General features: G+C 68.0%; 15 protein-coding genes and 1 tRNA gene. 6 read left to right on the top strand and 10 right to left on the bottom strand.

Annotation, left to right across the window (positions count from 1 at the left end):
• Positions 1 to 67: 67 nt before the first annotated feature.
• The 5 genes from HQ306_RS08165 to aceE form a co-directional block, all read right to left on the bottom strand.
• Positions 68 to 1,318 carry a KasA/KasB family beta-ketoacyl-ACP synthase gene (locus tag HQ306_RS08165; protein ID WP_027505755.1) on the bottom strand — a complete coding sequence of 417 codons (1,251 nt, stop codon included), beginning with the start codon at positions 1,316 to 1,318 and terminating at the stop codon, positions 68 to 70.
• Between the two features lie 8 nt (positions 1,319 to 1,326).
• Positions 1,327 to 1,638: a meromycolate extension acyl carrier protein AcpM gene (gene acpM / locus HQ306_RS08170; protein WP_027505756.1), complete on the bottom strand. Its 312-nt coding sequence runs from the start codon at positions 1,636 to 1,638 to the stop codon at positions 1,327 to 1,329.
• 191 nt (positions 1,639 to 1,829) lie between these two features.
• The gene (locus HQ306_RS08175) at positions 1,830 to 2,747 is read right to left on the bottom strand and encodes an ACP S-malonyltransferase (RefSeq protein WP_222630464.1); all 918 of its coding nucleotides are present in this window, start codon (positions 2,745 to 2,747) and stop codon (positions 1,830 to 1,832) included.
• A 128-nt stretch (positions 2,748 to 2,875) separates the two neighbouring features.
• Positions 2,876 to 4,240: a CdaR family transcriptional regulator gene (locus HQ306_RS08180; RefSeq protein ID WP_222630466.1), complete on the bottom strand. Its 1,365-nt coding sequence runs from the start codon at positions 4,238 to 4,240 to the stop codon at positions 2,876 to 2,878.
• A 35-nt stretch (positions 4,241 to 4,275) separates the two neighbouring features.
• On the bottom strand, positions 4,276 to 7,062 hold the full coding sequence (gene aceE, locus HQ306_RS08185) for a pyruvate dehydrogenase (acetyl-transferring), homodimeric type (protein ID WP_239533026.1): 2,787 nt from the start codon (positions 7,060 to 7,062) through the stop codon (positions 4,276 to 4,278).
• 370 nt (positions 7,063 to 7,432) lie between these two features.
• On the opposite strand from aceE, the gene HQ306_RS08190 reads away from it, so the two are divergent.
• The 4 genes from HQ306_RS08190 (at position 7,433) to HQ306_RS08205 (ending at position 8,729) form a co-directional block, all read left to right on the top strand.
• Positions 7,433 to 7,855 (top strand): DUF3052 domain-containing protein, encoded by a 423-nt coding sequence (locus tag HQ306_RS08190; RefSeq protein ID WP_027505760.1) that lies wholly within the window; start codon positions 7,433 to 7,435, stop codon positions 7,853 to 7,855.
• The gene (locus HQ306_RS08195; protein ID WP_204868236.1) at positions 7,855 to 8,319 is read left to right on the top strand and encodes a peroxiredoxin; all 465 of its coding nucleotides are present in this window, start codon (positions 7,855 to 7,857) and stop codon (positions 8,317 to 8,319) included. The genes HQ306_RS08190 and HQ306_RS08195 overlap by 1 nt, the downstream gene beginning before the upstream one ends.
• A gap of 31 nt (positions 8,320 to 8,350) precedes the next feature.
• Positions 8,351 to 8,422, top strand: a tRNA-Val gene (locus HQ306_RS08200).
• Between the two features lie 10 nt (positions 8,423 to 8,432).
• The gene (locus HQ306_RS08205) at positions 8,433 to 8,729 is read left to right on the top strand and encodes a DUF1272 domain-containing protein (protein WP_261769464.1); all 297 of its coding nucleotides are present in this window, start codon (positions 8,433 to 8,435) and stop codon (positions 8,727 to 8,729) included.
• 67 nt (positions 8,730 to 8,796) lie between these two features.
• On the opposite strand, the gene HQ306_RS08210 is transcribed toward HQ306_RS08205, so the two are convergent.
• Complete coding sequence (locus tag HQ306_RS08210; RefSeq protein ID WP_222630469.1) at positions 8,797 to 9,954, bottom strand: iron-containing alcohol dehydrogenase; 1,158 nt, start codon at positions 9,952 to 9,954, stop codon at positions 8,797 to 8,799.
• A gap of 105 nt (positions 9,955 to 10,059) precedes the next feature.
• Positions 10,060 to 11,550 (bottom strand): CoA-acylating methylmalonate-semialdehyde dehydrogenase, encoded by a 1,491-nt coding sequence (locus HQ306_RS08215; protein WP_042575241.1) that lies wholly within the window; start codon positions 11,548 to 11,550, stop codon positions 10,060 to 10,062.
• A gap of 120 nt (positions 11,551 to 11,670) precedes the next feature.
• Between HQ306_RS08215 and HQ306_RS08220 the strand changes: the two genes are divergently transcribed.
• A complete protein-coding gene (locus HQ306_RS08220; RefSeq protein WP_222630477.1) occupies positions 11,671 to 12,576 on the top strand; it encodes a LysR family transcriptional regulator in 906 nt (301 codons plus the stop codon).
• On the opposite strand, the gene HQ306_RS08225 is transcribed toward HQ306_RS08220, so the two are convergent.
• Positions 12,570 to 14,039 (bottom strand): MFS transporter, encoded by a 1,470-nt coding sequence (locus tag HQ306_RS08225; RefSeq protein ID WP_027505769.1) that lies wholly within the window; start codon positions 14,037 to 14,039, stop codon positions 12,570 to 12,572. The genes HQ306_RS08220 and HQ306_RS08225 overlap by 7 nt on opposite strands.
• 189 nt (positions 14,040 to 14,228) lie before the next feature.
• Between HQ306_RS08225 and HQ306_RS08230 the strand changes: the two genes are divergently transcribed.
• Positions 14,229 to 15,608 carry an amidase gene (locus HQ306_RS08230; RefSeq protein ID WP_222630479.1) on the top strand — a complete coding sequence of 460 codons (1,380 nt, stop codon included), beginning with the start codon at positions 14,229 to 14,231 and terminating at the stop codon, positions 15,606 to 15,608.
• Between the two features lie 183 nt (positions 15,609 to 15,791).
• On the opposite strand, the gene HQ306_RS08235 is transcribed toward HQ306_RS08230, so the two are convergent.
• Positions 15,792 to 16,199, bottom strand: a complete 408-nt coding sequence (locus tag HQ306_RS08235) for a PaaI family thioesterase (protein ID WP_056445720.1) — start codon at positions 16,197 to 16,199, stop codon at positions 15,792 to 15,794.
• Positions 16,200 to 16,242: 43 nt separating this feature from the next.
• Complete coding sequence (locus HQ306_RS08240) at positions 16,243 to 16,938, bottom strand: acetoacetate decarboxylase family protein (protein WP_222630481.1); 696 nt, start codon at positions 16,936 to 16,938, stop codon at positions 16,243 to 16,245.
• Positions 16,939 to 16,949: the final 11 nt, after the last annotated feature.

Here is a 16,949-nt window from a genome sequence, read left to right on the forward strand (position 1 = left end):
GACCGCGGTCGCCGGACCTCCGCCCTCGTGCGCGTACGACTGTCACGCCGTGACGGCTGCGGAGCCGTCAGTGGCGTCCGAAGGCGAGCGCAACATTGTGCCCACCGAATCCGAACGAGTTGTTCAGTGCGTACTCGATCTCGCCGCGACGGGCCTCGCCCGACACGACGTCGAGGTCGATCTCCGGATCCTGGTTGTCCAGGTTCAGCGTGGGCGGAACGATCCCGTCCCGGATGCTGAGCACTGTCAGGATCGACTCCAGGGCGCCGACAGCGCCGATGGAGTGCCCGAGGGCCGACTTCGGTGCGTACACCGATGCGTGGTTGCCCACCGCAGCGTTGATCGCGGTGGCCTCGGCCGTGTCCCCGATGGGAGTGGCCGTGGCGTGGGCGTTGACGTGCGAGATGTCCTGCGCCGTCAGTCCCGCCGTCTCGATGGCCCGGCGCATCGCACGCGCCGCACCGGTTCCGGCCGGATCGGGAGCCACCAGGTGGTACCCGTCCGAGGTGATGCCGGCGCCGAGAAGGCGAGCATGGATCGTCGCGCCGCGAGCCTTGGCGTGCTCCTCGCTCTCGATCACCATGAGCGCACCGGACTCGCCGAAGACGAAGCCGTCACGATCCTTGTCGAACGGCCGCGAGGCCGCCTGCGGATCGTCGTTGCGTGTGCTCATGGCACGCATCATCGAGAAGGCCGCGATCGGCACCGCGTCGATGTGTCCCTCGACCCCACCCGTGACCATGATGTCCGCGTCGCCCATGACGATCATCCGCCATGCGTGAGCGATCGCTTCCGATCCCGACGAGCATGCCGACACCGGTGTGATGACACCGGCGCGTGCACCCAGGTCGAGCCCCACGACAGCCGACGGTCCGTTCGGCATGATCATCTGCACGGCGAGCGGGGACACCTTGCGGTACCCGCCCTCGCGCATCTTCTTGTCGGCGTCGAGCAGTGCGTCTCCGCCGCCCAGGCCGGTGCCGATCGAGACGCCGAACCGCTCCGAGTCGACCTCGGGGCTGCCGGCGTTCTTCCACACCTCCTTGCCCAGGACGTATGCCATCTGCTCGACGTAGCTCATGCGTCGTTGCTCGACGCGAGAGAGAAGAGTCGATGGATTGACGGCCAGATGGCCGCCGATGCGAACCGGAAGATCGAACTCGGTGACGAAATCGTCCTCGAGCACGTCGATGCCGCTCTCCCCGTTCAGCAGTCCCTTCCACGTCGCGTCGACGTCACCGGCGATGGAGGTGGTCACCGCCAGGCTGGTCACGACGACGTTGCGGAAGCCCCCGTTGGCTGTGCTGGGCGTGGTCACGGTCGTGCTCACTCGCCTGCGGAGTCGCTCTGGTTGTCGAGCTTCGCCTTGATGGCCTCGGCGGCCTCGGGGTTCTCGGCTTCGAGCTTCTGGATGTAGTTCACGGCGTCGCCGACGGTGCGGAGGCTGGCGAGATCCTCGTCGGGGATCTTGACGCCGTACTTGTCCTCGGTCTGCACTGCGATCTCGACCATGGAGAGGGAGTCGATGTCCAGGTCGTCGACGAACGACTTCTCGACGGTCACCTCGGACGGCTCGATGCCGGTGACCTCTTCGATGATCTCGGCGAGTCCGGCGATGAGTTCTTCCTGCGTGGCCACGGAGTGGCTCCCTTCGTGTAAGGAACTGTGCACACGACGCGACTGTGCGCCGGTGCGGATGCTGTCTCGACGAACGCTCGTTCTCGAGTCGGGCCGGCTACGTACCGGCCCCGCTCACCTCACGACGTGCGGTGAGCGATGCGCATCCCCGGCCCGGTCCGTGACGGACCGGCGGGGTTGCGCGCAGTAACCTAACCGACCGATACCGGGGCGGTGAGGCCGGAGACGTCCTCCGGAGTCTTGAGGGCGACCGTCGGGGTGCCGCGCATCTCGCGCTTGGCGATCCCGACGAGGGTGCCGGCCGGCGGGAGCTCGACGATCGAGGCGACCTCGGCCGCGCGCAGCGTCGCGGTGCACAGATCCCACCGGACGGGCCGGGTGACCTGGCCTGCGAGCTTGGCCAGTGCGTCCGCGCCGGAGGTGACCTCGCGGCCGTCGAGGTTGGAGAGCAGGCGACGCGTCGGCTCGGACGGCGTGATGGAGGCAGCTGCGGCGACCACGGCGTCCTGCGCGGGTGCCATGAAGCGCGTGTGGAACGCGCCGGCGACGGGCAGCGGGCGAATGCGCGCCTTCTCGGGCGGGTTCGCGGCGAGCTCGGCGAGGTCGGTGAGGAGACCGGCGGCCACGATCTGGCCGGCGGCGTTCCGGTTGGCGGCCTCGAGGCCGAGCTCGGTCAGACGCTCGAGGACCGCGTCCTCGTCGCCACCGAGCACGGCGGACATGCCGGTCGGAGCCAGTGCGCAGGCCTTGGCCATCTCGGCGCCGCGGATCGCGGCGAGAGCGACGGCGTCGTCGGCGGAGATGACGCCCGCGACGGCGGCTGCGGCGAGTTCACCGACGGAGTGGCCGGCGACGACCATGTTCTCCGGCAGTCCGTGCGTGCGCTCGATCTCCTCGAAGGCGAGGAGCGCAGCGGCCACGACGAGCGGCTGGGTCACGGCGGTGTCGGTGATCTCCTCCGCCGTGGCGGTGGTTCCGAGCCGCGTCAGGTCGAGGCCCGACGCCTGCGACCAGAGGGCGAGACGATCCGCGGCCCCGGGGAGTCCGAGCCACGGCACGAGCATGCCGGGTGTCTGAGAGCCCTGTCCGGGCGAAAGCACTGCAATCACGGAACTAAGAAAACACTGTGAAGGCCGTTTCAGGAGATGTTCTACGCGATGAACCTTGTCGGTCGTATTTGTCAGAACCCTACAAACGCCCTGCAGGATGGGTCGCATCGCTCCTGGCGCAAGATCCGTTACTGTATGAGATTCCCAAATGTTCCGGCTGTGACTGTTGTTATCGGTGATGGGCTTTCGTTATGGGATTGCGACAGGCGACCCACTGTTGCCGCGATTCTCAGGACGTACGCATCACGGGCATTGGTGGGATCCCGACCAGTCACCTCCCCGATTCGCTTGAGCCGATATCGCACAGTATTTGGATGAACAAACAGTGACCTGGCACACGTCTCGACCGCTCCGCCGCAATCGAGATACGCATCGAGCGTGTCCGAGAGTGCCGATCCGGCAGCCTGGAGCGGCTGGACGATGAGCTCGTTGAGCGACGTGACCGCCGCCTGATCGCCCAGCAACGCTCGTTCCGGCAGTAGTTCACCCGCGTGCACCGGCCGCGGTGCTCCCCGCCATCCGACCACCGCCTGCATCCCCGCGAACGCCTCCACGGCACTCGAGTGCGCGGCGCCGAGGGTGCGGGTCGTCGGGCCGATGACCACCGGGGTGTCGGAGAAGTTGCGCATGAGGTCGTCGAGGAAGGCGGCACTGGTCGGGTCGCCGGAGAGATGACCGGAGACCACCATGACCAGACGCGTGCCCTGCACGACGGCGAGCGCGGCGCGATGGTGGCGCTGCGCCACCGTGTGCACGGTCCCGACGACGGAGACGCCCTGATCCGGTGGAGGCGATCCGACGAGCACGGTGGCCGGCGCGGTCGCGTCCCAGTTGAGGGTCGCGGCACGCGAGAGCATGTCCGAGCCGGTGTCGCCGCGGACGACGGCGTCCACCACGAGGGCCTCGAGCCGGGTGTCCCACGCGCCACGCGACTCGGCCGCGCTCGCGTACACCGACGCGGCGGCGAATCCCAACTCGCGCCCGTAGCGCAGCACTGCTTCCGTGAGCGCGACGAGTTGCTGATCGTTGCGCGCCAGGGCCGGGAGCCACTGCTCGAAGAACTCCATGGCGACCCGCACCATGTCGACGGTCTGCCGCAGAGTCAGGCGCCGCGCCAGATCCTGCGGGATGACCTGGAACGCGTCGAGGCTGAAGCGGATGTCGCTGTCGGGGTTCTGCAACCACTCGAGGAAGTTGACGACGGCCGTCTGCACGAGCATCTGCACACTCGCGCGCTGCGACGCATCGAGGTCGCTCACGAACGGCAGCTGATCCTGCATCTGGGTCAGCGCCTCGGTGGAGAGCCTGCTGGAGAACTGCTTCACCCGTCGCAGCAGTGCATCGGGAAGCGGGACTCGTTGTTGTCTCGCGCGGATCGCGCCACCGGGTCGGTGGGCCTCCGCGGCGGCGCGGCGGAGCTCGCGGCGTTCCCGGACACGCTCCGATTCCCCCTCCGGCGAACCGTCGGGGGAATCGGGAGCGATGTCGGCCATGGCCACGAACTTACGCGGCGTGCCTGGTGCAACTGTCAGGCGACGCCCGGATCGGCCGTGGAGATCGGAGCGGCCAGGACGTCGTCGATCTGGTAGCGCTCGGCTGCCTCGACGGCCTTGTCCTTGTCCACCTCACCCGAGCGGGCGAGCGCGGACAGCACGGCGACGACGATCGACTCCGCGTCGACGTTGAAGTGCCGCCGTGCCGCGGTGCGGGTGTCGGAGAAGCCGAACCCGTCGGTGCCCAGCGTCGTGTAATGGCCGGGAACCCACTGACGGATCTGATCCGGAACAGCACGCATCCAGTCCGACGCGGCGACGAAGGGTCCCTCCGCCTCCTGCAGCTTGCTGGTGACGTACGGGACTCGCGGCTCGTCGCCGGGGTTGCGCAGGGCCTCGGTCTCGGCGTCGACACCGTCGCGGCGGAGTTCGCCCCAGCTGGTCACCGACCAGACGTCCGCGGACACGCCGTAGTCCTCGGCGAGGAGTTCCTGCGCACGCAGCCCGGACGGCATGCCCACACCGGAGACCAGGATCTGTGCCTTCGGGCCGTCGGCCTTGCCCTTCTGGAACAGATAGATGCCCTTCAGCAGACCCTCGACGTCGAGGTTCTCGGGCTCCGCCGGCTGGCGGTACGGCTCGTTGTACAGAGTGATGTAGTAGAAGATGTTCTCTCCACCGAATCCCTCCACACCCTCGGTGCCGCCGTACATCCGGCGCAGACCGTCCTTGATGATGTGCGCGATCTCGAACGAGAACGCCGGGTCGTACGCGACGGCCGCCGGGTTGGTCGCCGCGAGCAACAGCGAGTGTCCGTCGGCGTGCTGCAGGCCCTCACCGGTGAGGGTGGTGCGGCCGGCGGTGGCGCCGAGCACGAAGCCGCGGGCCATCTGGTCGGCAGCGGCCCAGAGGCCGTCGCCGGTCCGCTGGAAACCGAACATCGAGTAGAAGATGTACAGCGGGATCATCGGTTCGCCGTGAGTGGCGTACGACGTGCCGACGGCCGTGAAGGACGACGTCGAGCCGGCCTCGTTGATGCCCTCGTGCAGGATCTGGCCGGTGACGTTCTCCTTGTAGGCGAGCATCAGTTCCGAGTCGACCGAGGTGTAGAGCTGGCCGTTGCGGTTGTAGATCTTGAGCGACGGGAACCACGAGTCCATACCGAAGGTGCGGGCCTCGTCGGGGATGATCGGCACGACGCGATGGCCGATCTCCTTGTCGCGAAGAAGTTCCTTCATGACGCGGACGAGCGCCATGGTCGTCGCGACCTCCTGCTTGCCGGAGCCCTTCATGATCGACTTGTAGGTCGAGTCGGGCGGCATGGGCAGCGGCTTCGCCGACGTGCGACGCTCCGGGACGTATCCGCCCAGGGCCTTGCGGCGATCGAGCATGTACTGGATCTCGGGGGAGTCCTCGCCCGGGTGGTAGTACGGGGGCAGGTACGGATCCTTCTCGAGCTCCTCGTCGGAGATCGGGATGTGCTGGATGTCGCGGAACGCCTTCAGGTCGTCCAGCGTCAGCTTCTTCATCTGGTGGGTCGCGTTGCGGCCCTCGAAGTGCTTGCCCAGCGTGTAGCCCTTGATGGTGTGCGCCAGGATCACCGTCGGCTGGCCCTTGTGCTCCATCGCGGCGGCGTACGCGGCGTGGACCTTGCGGTAGTCGTGGCCACCGCGCTTGAGGTTCCAGATCTCGGCGTCGCTCAGATCCTTGACCAGTTCCTTGGTCCGCGGATCGCGCCCGAAGAAGTTGTCGCGGACGTAACTGCCGTCGTTGGCCTTGTACGTCTGGAAGTCACCGTCGGGCGTGGTGTTCATCAGGTTCACCAGGGCGCCGTCGCGGTCCTTGTGCAGGAGCGTGTCCCACTCGCGGCCCCATACGACCTTGATGACGTTCCAGCCGGCGCCGCGGAAGAACGACTCCAGTTCCTGGATGATCTTGCCGTTGCCGCGCACCGGGCCGTCGAGGCGCTGCAGGTTGCAGTTGACGACGAAGGTCAGGTTGTCCAGACCCTCGGTGGCCGCCACGTGAGCGAGGCCTCGCGACTCCGGCTCGTCCATCTCGCCGTCGCCGAGGAACGCCCACACGTGCTGATCGGTGGTGTCCTTGATGCCGCGGTCGGCGAGGTAGTGGTTGAAGCGCGCCTGGTAGATGGCGTTCATCGGGCCGAGGCCCATCGACACCGTCGGGAACTCCCAGAAGTCCTGCATCAGACGCGGGTGCGGGTACGACGGCAGGCCGCCACCCTGATCCGCGTGGCTGTACTCCTGGCGGAAGCCGTCCATGCGCTCGGCCGGAATGCGACCCTCGAGGAACGCGCGGGCATAGATGCCGGGGGAGGCGTGGCCCTGGATGAAGATGTGGTCACCGCCGCCCGGGTGGTCCTTGCCGCGGAAGAAGTGGTTGAAGCCCACCTCGTACAGAGCAGCGGACGAGGCGTACGTGGAGATGTGGCCACCGACGCCGACGCCGGGGCGCTGCGCGCGGTGCACCATGATCGCGGCGTTCCAGCGGATCCAGGCGCGGTAGCGGCGTTCCATGGACTCGTCGCCGGGGAACCACGGCTCGTTCTCGGTGGGGATGGTGTTGACGTAGTCGGTCGACGTCAGCGCGGGAATGGACACACGCTTCTCACCGGCACGCTCGAGCATGCGCAGCATCAGGTAGCGGGCGCGCTGCGGCCCGGAGCGCTCGAGGAGCTGGTCGAAGGATTCCATCCACTCGTCGGTCTCGTCACTGTCGATGTCCGGAAGGTACGACGCCACCCCCTCTCGGATGACGCGAACACGGCCGTCCGTGCTCGCCTTCCTGGCGACAGCGCCCATCGCGGCGTCTGCCGCGTCGGTGCGCTCTTCCTTCGTCGATTCCGACAACGTGTGTTCTCCTCGATGTGGCGGGAGCATGGTGTGCTCCCGGTCCAGTGCGAGCCGGTCCTGTGACGCCGGCCCGCTGTGCAGCTTCACGGTGATCTGGGTCAATCTCGGGTGATCGAGGTCAATCCTGCCCCATCGGACCCCGCTTGGTGCAGGTGGTTCCCGATTGGGTAAGCGTGAAATCAATGCAACGGAAAAACGCGCAGATCGCCGCGTCGGCTTGCGCCGGGGCGCCCGACCCTGTTCGCTTTGACTACTGCACACTTTGCTGTATCGCCCGGTCGGTCTCGATCGGGTTCACGACTCGAAGGAGGACACGACCGTGGTCGCCGCGGCGGACGCCCAGAACTATGCCCAGAAGCTCGGAGTCACCCGCGACATGGTCGTGCAAGAGTTGGGTTGGGACGAGGACACCGACGACGACTTGCGGGCCGACGTCGAGGAGATGATCGGCGGCGAGACCGTCGACGAGGATTCCGACGAGGTGGTCGACGTCGTGCTGCTGTGGTGGCGCGACGGGGACGGAGACCTGGTCGACGCCCTCATGGACGCCATCACCCCCCTCTCCGACGACGGTTTCGTGTGGGTCCTCACTCCCAAGACAGGCCAGTCCGGCCATGTCGAGCCCAGCGAGATCGCCGAGTCCGCACCCACCGCGGGCCTCACCCAGACCTCCACCACGAACCTCGGTGCGTGGATCGGCAGTCGGCTGGTGCAGCCCAAGGCTCAGCCCACGAAGCGCTGATGACGCTCGAGGTGGGAGTCGAGGCTCCCGACTTCACGTTGAAGGACCAGAACAACCAGCCCGTCACGCTGTCGGACTATCGCGGCACCAAGAACGTGCTGCTGATCTTCTTCCCGCTCGCGTTCACCGGCACGTGCCAGGGTGAACTCTGCCGGGTGCGCGACGAGCTGCCGAAGTTCGAGAACGACGACACCGCAGTGCTCGCCGTCTCGGTCGGTCCGCCTCCCACGCACAAGATCTGGTCCGCCGAGCAGGGATACACGTTCCCGCTCCTGTCGGACTTCTGGCCGCACGGCGCCGTGGCGCAGCAGTACGGCGTGTTCAACGAGGACCTCGGGTTCGCCAACCGCGGCACCTTCCTCATCGACACGTCCGGAGTGGTGCGGTTCGCCGAGATGATGGGTCCGGGCGAGGCCCGTGACCAGGGGGCTTGGGAGAAGGCCCTCGCCACGCTAGATTCTTGAGCGCGTTCCCCGGCTCGGTCGGGGAACGACGGGGCGTATAGCTCAGCGGTAGAGCTCTGGTTTTACACACCAGCGGTCGGGGGTTCGAACCCCTCTGCGCCCACATCATGGACATGCGGCCCAACTGCGAACGGTGCGACGTGGATCTGCCCCCGTCGTCCGTCGACGCCCATGTCTGCACCTACGAGTGCACCTTCTGCACCGCCTGCGTCACGCGCCTGTCGAACGTGTGCCCCAATTGCGGTGGCGGATTCGCCCCGCGTCCGGTTCGACCGGCTCGCGAATGGCGGCCGGGGTTGTCGGTGGCGCTGCGACCCGGATCGACCGTGCGAGTGCACACGCCGTACACCGAAGCGGAGCTCGACGAGTTCGTGGACCGGGTGAAGGGTGTGCCGCCGGCTGAGCGGTGAACGGGGCTGACCGCCGGGCGCAGCGCGCGGCGGACTAAGCAAGCGCGGCGCAGCGACCCGGGCAGCGTCAGAACACCTGCCGGTACAACTCCTCGATCTGCTGGGCGGTGGGGACCACCGGGTTGTTGTTCGGCGAGCCCGAGGCAAGTGCCTGCTCCGCCATCAACGGGACGAGCTTCTCCCACTTGTCCGCATCGAGACCGTGCGCGCTCGGGGATGGCACTTCGACCGTCGCGCAGAGGTTCTCGATGTAGGTGACCAGTGCTGCCGAGGCCACGTCGTCGCCGTCACCCTCATGTGCGGCGCCGAGTTGCCGCGCGCACTCCGCGTACCGCTCCGGGGCGCCGGGGATGGAGAACGCGGTGACGGCGGGCAGCAGCATCGCGTTCGACAAGCCGTGTGCGACATGGAAGTGGCCACCGATGGGTCGGCTCATGCCGTGCACCAGACACACGCTGGCGTTGGAGAACGCCATCCCGGCCTGGGTGGACGCGGCCATCATCGCGGCGCGCGCCTCGGCGTCGTCCCCGTCGGTGTACGCGCGTACGAGGAACCGTCCGATGGTGCGCATGGCGTTGAGGGCCAACGCATCGGAGATCGGGTTCGCCTTCTTGCTGACGTACGCCTCAATGGCGTGGGTCAACGCGTCGACACCGGTGTCCGCGGTGAGGCGTGGCGGCATGGACATCGTGAGTTCGGGGTCGACGACGGAGGCGATGGGGAGGAAGGACAGGCCGGGGCACAGCATCTTCTCGTCCGACTCGCTGTCGGTGATGACGGTGAACTGCGTTGCTTCCGAACCGCTTCCGGCCGTGGTCGGGATGGCGATGATGGGCAGCGCCGGTCCGGTGTACGGGCCGGGTGCCTTGTAGTCGCGCATGACGCCGCCGCCCTTGCTCAGCACCGACAGTGCCTTCGCGGTGTCCATGGGGCTCCCGCCGCCGAAGCCGATGACGGCGTCCGCGTCGTGCGCTGCGACGGCGGCGACCCCGGCGGTGAGGGAGTCGGTGGTGGGGTCGGGAACCGTCTCGGCGAACAGCGCGCCGGTCTTGCCGGCGGCCGCGATGATGCCCATGACGCGGTCTGCTGCACCCGTGCTGACCATGAACTTGTCGGTCACGAGGAGGGGGCGCTCGACTCCGAGGTCGTCGAGTACCTGGCCGAGGTCCTCGACGGCGCCGGGTCCCATACGCAGGAAGCGGGGAAAGGAAATGGATGTCGACATCGTCGTCGTGCTCCTTCTCGTGGTCGGGCGTGCGTGAAGCGGAAATGCCGATGCCGCACCGCCTCCCGAACTGCGGAGAGACGATGCGGCGCGGCGTGGACCTGACTAGTCGTTCTCGGGGAATCCGAGGTTGATGCCGCCGTGGCTCGGGTCGAGCCAGCGGGAGGTGACGGCCTTGGCGCGGGTGAAGAAGTGCACGCCCTCGGTGCCGTGGGCGTGGGTGTCGCCGAAGAGGCTGTTCTTCCAGCCACCGAAGCTGTAGTAGGCCATGGGAACCGGGATCGGCACGTTGATGCCGATCATGCCGACCTCGACCTCGTTCTGGAAGCGTCGGGCGGCGCCACCGTCGTTGGTGAAGATGGCGGTGCCGTTGCCGTAGGGGTTGTCGTTGATGAGCTGCAGCGCCTCGTCGTACGTGTCGACGCGGACCACGGAGAGCACCGGTCCGAAGATCTCGTCGGTGTAGATGCTCATCTCGGGGGTGACGTGGTCGATGAGCGTCGGTCCGAGCCAGAAGCCCTCGTCTCCGCCGTCGGCCTTCACGGTGCGGCCGTCGACGACGATGGTGGCGCCGGACTCCTCGCCCGCGTCGACGTAGGAGGCGACCTTGTCGCGGTGCGCCTTGGTCACCAGTGGGCCCATGTCTGCGCCGCGGGTGCCGTCGCCGGTCTTGAGCGGGGTGGTGCGCTCGGCGATCTTGGCGACCAGCTCGTCTGCGATGTCGCCGACCGCGACGAGGGCGGAGATGGCCATGCAGCGCTCACCGGCGGAGCCGAAGCCGGCGTTGACCATGGCGTCGGCAGCGAGGTCGAGGTCGGCATCGGGGAGCACGATGGCGTGGTTCTTGGCGCCGCCGAGGGCCTGGACGCGCTTGCCGTGCGAGGTGCCCGTGGCGTAGACGTACTGCGCGATGGGGGTGGAGCCGACGAAGCTGATGGACTTGATGTTGCGGTTCTCGAGCAGCTCGTCGACGGCCGTCTTGTCACCCTGGAGAACGTTGAAGACGCCGTCGGGTAGGCCCGCTTCCTTCCACAGCTCGGCGATCCAGATGCTCGCCGTCGGGTCCTTCTCGGACGGCTTGAGCACGACGGTGTTGCCGGCGGCGATGGCGATAGGGAAGAACCACATCGGCACCATGGCCGGGAAGTTGAACGGGCTGATGATGCCGACGGGTCCGAGCGGCTGGCGCAGGGAGAAGACGTCGACTCCGGTGGAGGCGTTCTCGGTGAAGCCGCCCTTGAGCAGATGCGGGATACCGCAGGCGAATTCGACGACTTCCTGGCCGCGGCTGATCTCGCCGAGCGCGTCGGAGAGGACCTTGCCGTGCTCGGCGGTGATGATCTCGGCGAGTTCGCCCTTCTTCGCGTTGAGCAGCTCGCGGAAGTTGAAGAGGATCGCGGTGCGCTTGGACAGCGAGGTGTCGCGCCAGGCGGGGAAGGCGGCGGTGGCCGAGTCGATGACGACGCGGGCATCCTCGACGGTGGCGAGAGCGAGCTCGCCGGTGACCTGACCGGTGGCCGGGTTGGTGACGGGGGAGGTCTTGTCGGAGGTGCCGGCGAACGGCTTGCCGTCCACCCAGTGCGTGATCGTGTTCACGGAGATTCCTTCGGTCGAGTGCTGGCCTGTGACCTGAGTCTCCCTAGCAGAATTGCGTCTGTCAAAGGCCAAAGGCGCACTCTTGCGTGCAGATCTGCACGTCGTGGGTACGCTCACGGCATGTTCTCCGCCGATCACCTCCGCTTCTTCCTGGAGGTCTCGCGCCACGGGCGCCTCAACGACGCCTCGCGAGTGCTGGGTGTCGACCACACGACGGTGGGCCGCCGCATCACCAGTCTGGAGAAGGCGGCGGGCCATCGACTCTTCGATCGCACGCCGTCGGGCTGGCGGCTGACGGAGGCGGGTCGGCGCCTCGTGGGCTACGCGGAGACAGTGGAGTCGACGCTGATCGCGGCGTTCGAGGACCAGACGACGTCCGTGGGCTCGCTGACCGGCTCCGTGCGGATCGCCGCCCCGGACGGTTTCGGTGCCTTCGTGCTCACGCCGCAGCTGACGCGGCTGCGCCGGGACCACCCCCGACTCGACGTCGAGCTGGTCACCGCCACGGAGCACGACGCGCTGAGCACCCGCGGCTTCGACGTCGCCGTGAGCCTGGAGCGGCCGTCGCCGCGATTCATGTCATCGCGGAAGCTGGCGTCGTACGAGCTCAGGCTGTACGCGTCACCGTCCTACCTCCGCGCCGCGCCCGCACTGGAGAGCCTCGACGACCTGCGTCGGCACGTCCTGATCTGGTACGTCGACGCGCTGTTGGACGTGGTGCCGCTGCGCATCCTCGACGCCATGCACCTCGACGGTCGACCGCAGTTCCAGACCAACAACATCACCGGGCACTGGCTCGCGGCCCGCCACGGGCTCGGGATCGCACCGTTGCCCAACTACATCGGCGAGCCGGACGACCAGCTGGTCTGCGTGTTGCCCGACGAGTTCGCCGTGCGCCGCGACTACTGGACCGCGATGCCTCGCGACCTCACGCGACTGGCGCGGGTGAAGGCCGTCGACGAACTACTGCGATCGATCGTCGCCGACGACGTGCACCTGCTGGCACCGGATGCGGACGATCAGTGAGCCCGTCGCGGTAGTGCGAAGACCAGGACGAACGCGAGCACGGCGAATCCGGCGCTGACTCCCATGGCGTGCGCCGCGCTGTCGGTGAACGCCGTCGCGACGGCGTCCTCACCGGGGCCCATGACGTTCAGCGAGCCGAAGAGGACGCTGCCGATGATGGCGATGCCGATCGCGCTGCCGACCCGCTGCATCGTCGAGATGACACCGCTGGCGGCGCCCGCGTCGGGCCGATCGACTGTCGCGACGATGAACTGCGCATTGGGAGCGATGAAGGCGCCGTTGCCCAGGCCTGCGATGAACAGGGGCAGCAGCAGCTTCCAGTTGGTCAGGGCCGACGCATCGGTGAACAGCAGGACCAACCAGGCCCACACGAGTCCCAGGGTGACGAGGGCCGTGCCGAGCACCAGGACGTTACGGCCGAGACGTTCGGCCAGCCTGTTGGACTGCGACGACGAGATTATGCTGCCGATCGCGAACGGGATCGACACCACGCCCGAGGCGAGCGCCGAGTTGCCGAGACCGGTCTGCCACAGGATCGAGATGGTGAAGAAGATCGACGTGAAGGCAGCGAAGTAGACGAGGGCGAGAATGACCCCGCCGGTGAACGCGGGCCGGGTGAACAGTCGCGGCGGGACAAGAGGGGTGCGGCCGGCACGCGAGTAGCGCACCTCCCACGCGCCGAACAGCCCGATGAGCACGATGCCGGCGCCGAGTGTCACATACGTCCAGGTCGGCCATCCGGTGTCCTGGCCCTCGATGAGGGGGACCAGGATCGCGACGAGACCTGCCGTGACGAGTGCGAGACCCACCCAGTCGATACCGCGGGCGGGGGCGTCGGGGGAGTCGATCTCGGAGCGGGTCGGCAAGATCTTCGCGGCCAGGATCAAGCCGATGAGTCCGAACGGCAGGTTGACCCAGAAGACCAACCGCCACCCGCTCTCGCTGCCGGCGGCCTCGATGATCAGACCGCCGATGATGGGGCCCAGTGCGGACGAGACGCCGATGACGGCGCCCATGATGGCGAAGGCCTTGCCCCGCATCTGCGGCGGGAACAGCAACTGGATGTAGGCGGTGACGGCGGGGACGAAGATGCCGCCCGCGAGTCCCTGCACGATGCGCGCCGCGACGAGCTGCAGATCGTTCTGCGCGAGTCCACACGCGAGGCTGGCCACCGTGAAGAGGGCGAGTCCGGTGAAGAACACCCACTTGTGGCCGATGCGGTCGCCCACCCGACCCGCCGGGATCAGTGCCAGGCCGAACGCGAGCGCGTATCCGGAGATGATCCAGGACAGGGTGGCCTCGGACGCGTCGAGGCTCGTGCGGATGGTGGGGAGCGCGACGTTGACGATGGTCGTGTCGAGCAGGGCGATGAACATGCCCATGAGCAGGACGATCAACGACTGCCAGGCGCGTCGGGAGACCGCGGGGGCCGCATTGTCGGCCGAGGTGGAAGTGGTGGACACCCGAGAAACCTTTCGCACAGGACAGGAACTGACGACCGTATTCGGTGAAGACGTGAGTCTCGGACCGGTCGCGGCCGCATTCTCTAGAGTTGCGTGCACCACGGACCGCGGCGCACGGGGTGCAGCGTTCCCCGCGGGACGCGCACGCAATCACCGCGGCGCCGGTGACGGAAGCGAGGGGGATCTTCGATGACACATGCGTTCACGGACGATGCGTTGGGGCGCGACGACGCGGTGGGGCTCGCGCTGCGAGTGCGCAGGCGCGAGGTCTCCGCCGCGGAACTGGCGTCGGCGACACTGTCGCGCATCGAGAAGATGGCCGAGTTGGACGCGCTGGTGGGGCCTCCACTGACGACTCCCGTTGTCGGCGACCAGGCGGGGCCGTTCGCGGGTGTGCCGACGCTGATCAAGGACAACAGCGACGTCCGAGGGCTGCCGACGGGCCAGGGCTCCGAGATCATCCGTGCTCGTCCCGCGGACCGGCACGGTCCCGTGGCCCGCGAGATGCTCTCGATGGGGTTCGGTGTGATGGCCAAGACGACGCTGCCGGAGTTCGGACTCAGCGCGTCGACCGAGTTCCCGACCCGGCCGCCCACCCGGAACCCCTGGAACACCGAGTACTCGACGGGCGCGTCCTCGGGCGGATCCGCGGCGCTGGTGGCAGCGGGGGCGGTTCCCCTCGCACACGGCAACGACGGCGGCGGCTCGATCCGGATCCCAGCGGCCTGCACGGGGCTCGTGGGCCTCAAGCCGTCGCGCGGCAGGTTCGTGCTGCCGGCGCTGGAGAAGCTTCTGCCCGTCGCGATCGTCTCCGAGGGCGTGCTGACGCGCAGTGTCCGTGACACCGCCGCGTTCTGGGCCGCGGCCGATCACGCGAGTGCACGACGCCTGCGACCGATCGGCACCGTGACGGGCCCGTCGGCGCGGCGACTGCGGGTCGGTGTGATCCGGCAGTCGCCCGCGGGCGGCCCCACCGACGTCGAGACGCTCGCCGCGCTGGACGACGCCGCCGCGCTCCTCGAGCGCCTCGGTCACACGGTGGACGAGATGACCACCGTGCCGATCGACCCACGCTTTCCCGAGGACTTCGTCGAGTACTGGTCGTTCCTCGCCTACGTTCTGCAGAAGACGACGCCGCGTCTCGAGGGCCGCACGGAACGCGACTTCGACACGCTCACCGTGGGACTCGCGGACCGCTTCCGTCGTACGCGGTACCGATTGCCGTCGGTGGTGCGTCGACTGCGCAGGGCCGGTGCCGACTACGCCTCGATGTTCGCGAGCGTCGACCTGGTGCTGTCCCCGGTGCTCGGGCACACCACGCCGCGGCTGGGGCATCTGTCGCCGCACGTGCCGTTCGACGAGTACCTCGAGAAGCTCACGTCCTACGCCGCGTTCACTCCGCTGCACAACGTGGCGGGAGCGCCGGCGATGTCGCTGCCGCTGGGGCGCTCGAGCGCCGGACTGCCGGTGGGGGTCATGTTCTCCGGTGTGCAGGGCGACGAGCGAACGCTGCTCGAGGTGGCCTTCGAGATCGAGGGCGCGGCACCGTGGCGTTCCCTCGCCGACTGACACGAGAACGTCGCCCGTTCTCCGTGTTGCGACCCCCGACGGGCCGGCTGGTGCCTAGTGTTCTGGGACAGGGGGGCGACCCGAGCCCGCTGACAGGCACGAACGTCGGAGGAACACATGTCCGCAGGGCTCGTCGACATCCTGATCCGCATCAGCTACCTGTTCCGCGGCTGGAGCTTCTAGTCAGGCGTTCGGGTTCGCCACGTTCTGCAGTCGCACCTGACCGCGGGCGATCTCCTTACCTGAGTCGGCGCTGGTGATGATCACCTGCCAGAGCTGCTGTACCCGGCCCTGTTGCAGCGGGGTGGCGACCACGTCGACCCGCCCCTCGGTCATCGACCGGAGGAAGTCCGTTCCGTTGTGGACGCCGACCGCGAACTGTCCGCGGTCCGAGACCGCCACGCTCGCACCGATACTCGCGGCCGATTCGACGGCCGAGGCGTAGACGCCGCCGTGCACGACGCCCCACGGGGTGTGATGATCGCTCGTCAGATCGATGTGTCCGCGTACCTCGGTGCCGGTGGCCGTGGTGACCTGCAGCCCGGCTGCGGCGGTGAAGACGGTGTCGGCGAAGTTCTGTAGGTCGGTCATGGGGTCTCCTGTGTAGGCGGACCCACAGTCAACCCCAACGAGCTCAGCGTCGGTCGACGTGTCCACCGAACACGATGGAGGCGTCGGCGAGTGCCACGCTCACGGTCGGCGTGCGTCCGTGCAGGTGACCCAGCGGACCGTCCGATGCGAACGTCCACGTCGTCGACAGCGCGCGGGTGGTCGCGTAGATCGTGTTGCGGGACACGACGGTGCGACCGCCGAGGTGCTGTGCGGTGGTGAGCGGAATGCGCGGCGTGCCCGGTGTGAGTCGGCGCCCGACCCGCGCGTCGAGCGCCGCGACGGGGGCACCGTCGAACGTCATCGACGCGGTGACACGCGGCCCGCTCGTCTCGCGGCGGAATTCGCCCAGATGCTTCGGTATGGACCACAGTTCGCGCCCACCGGTGCGGGACTGCGGACTGTCGACCCAGATGTGCGGGATGGTGGCCATGACGGTGACGCCGCGCCGGACGAGTACCGAGCCGATCAACTCGTCGTAGGACAGGACGCCGCCCGAGGTGTAGCGCACGAAGGCCGCGGAGACGACAGCGTGCCCGCCGACCGTCACCAGCCGGGCATCGGCGTCGGACACGGCGGACACCACGTCCTGCGGGAGCTCGTGGACGGGAACGCGGTAGACCGACACCAGCAGGGTGCCGCCGAGGTACCAGGGCTCCGGCGGATACAGCTCGCCGTCCGCGCCGGTGTGCCAGTCCTGCGTCCGCGCCGACTCCGTCATGCGCACAGGGT

The sequence above is a fragment of the Rhodococcus sp. BP-160 genome (assembly GCF_019836205.1).
Lineage (GTDB): Bacteria > Actinomycetota > Actinomycetes > Mycobacteriales > Mycobacteriaceae > Rhodococcoides.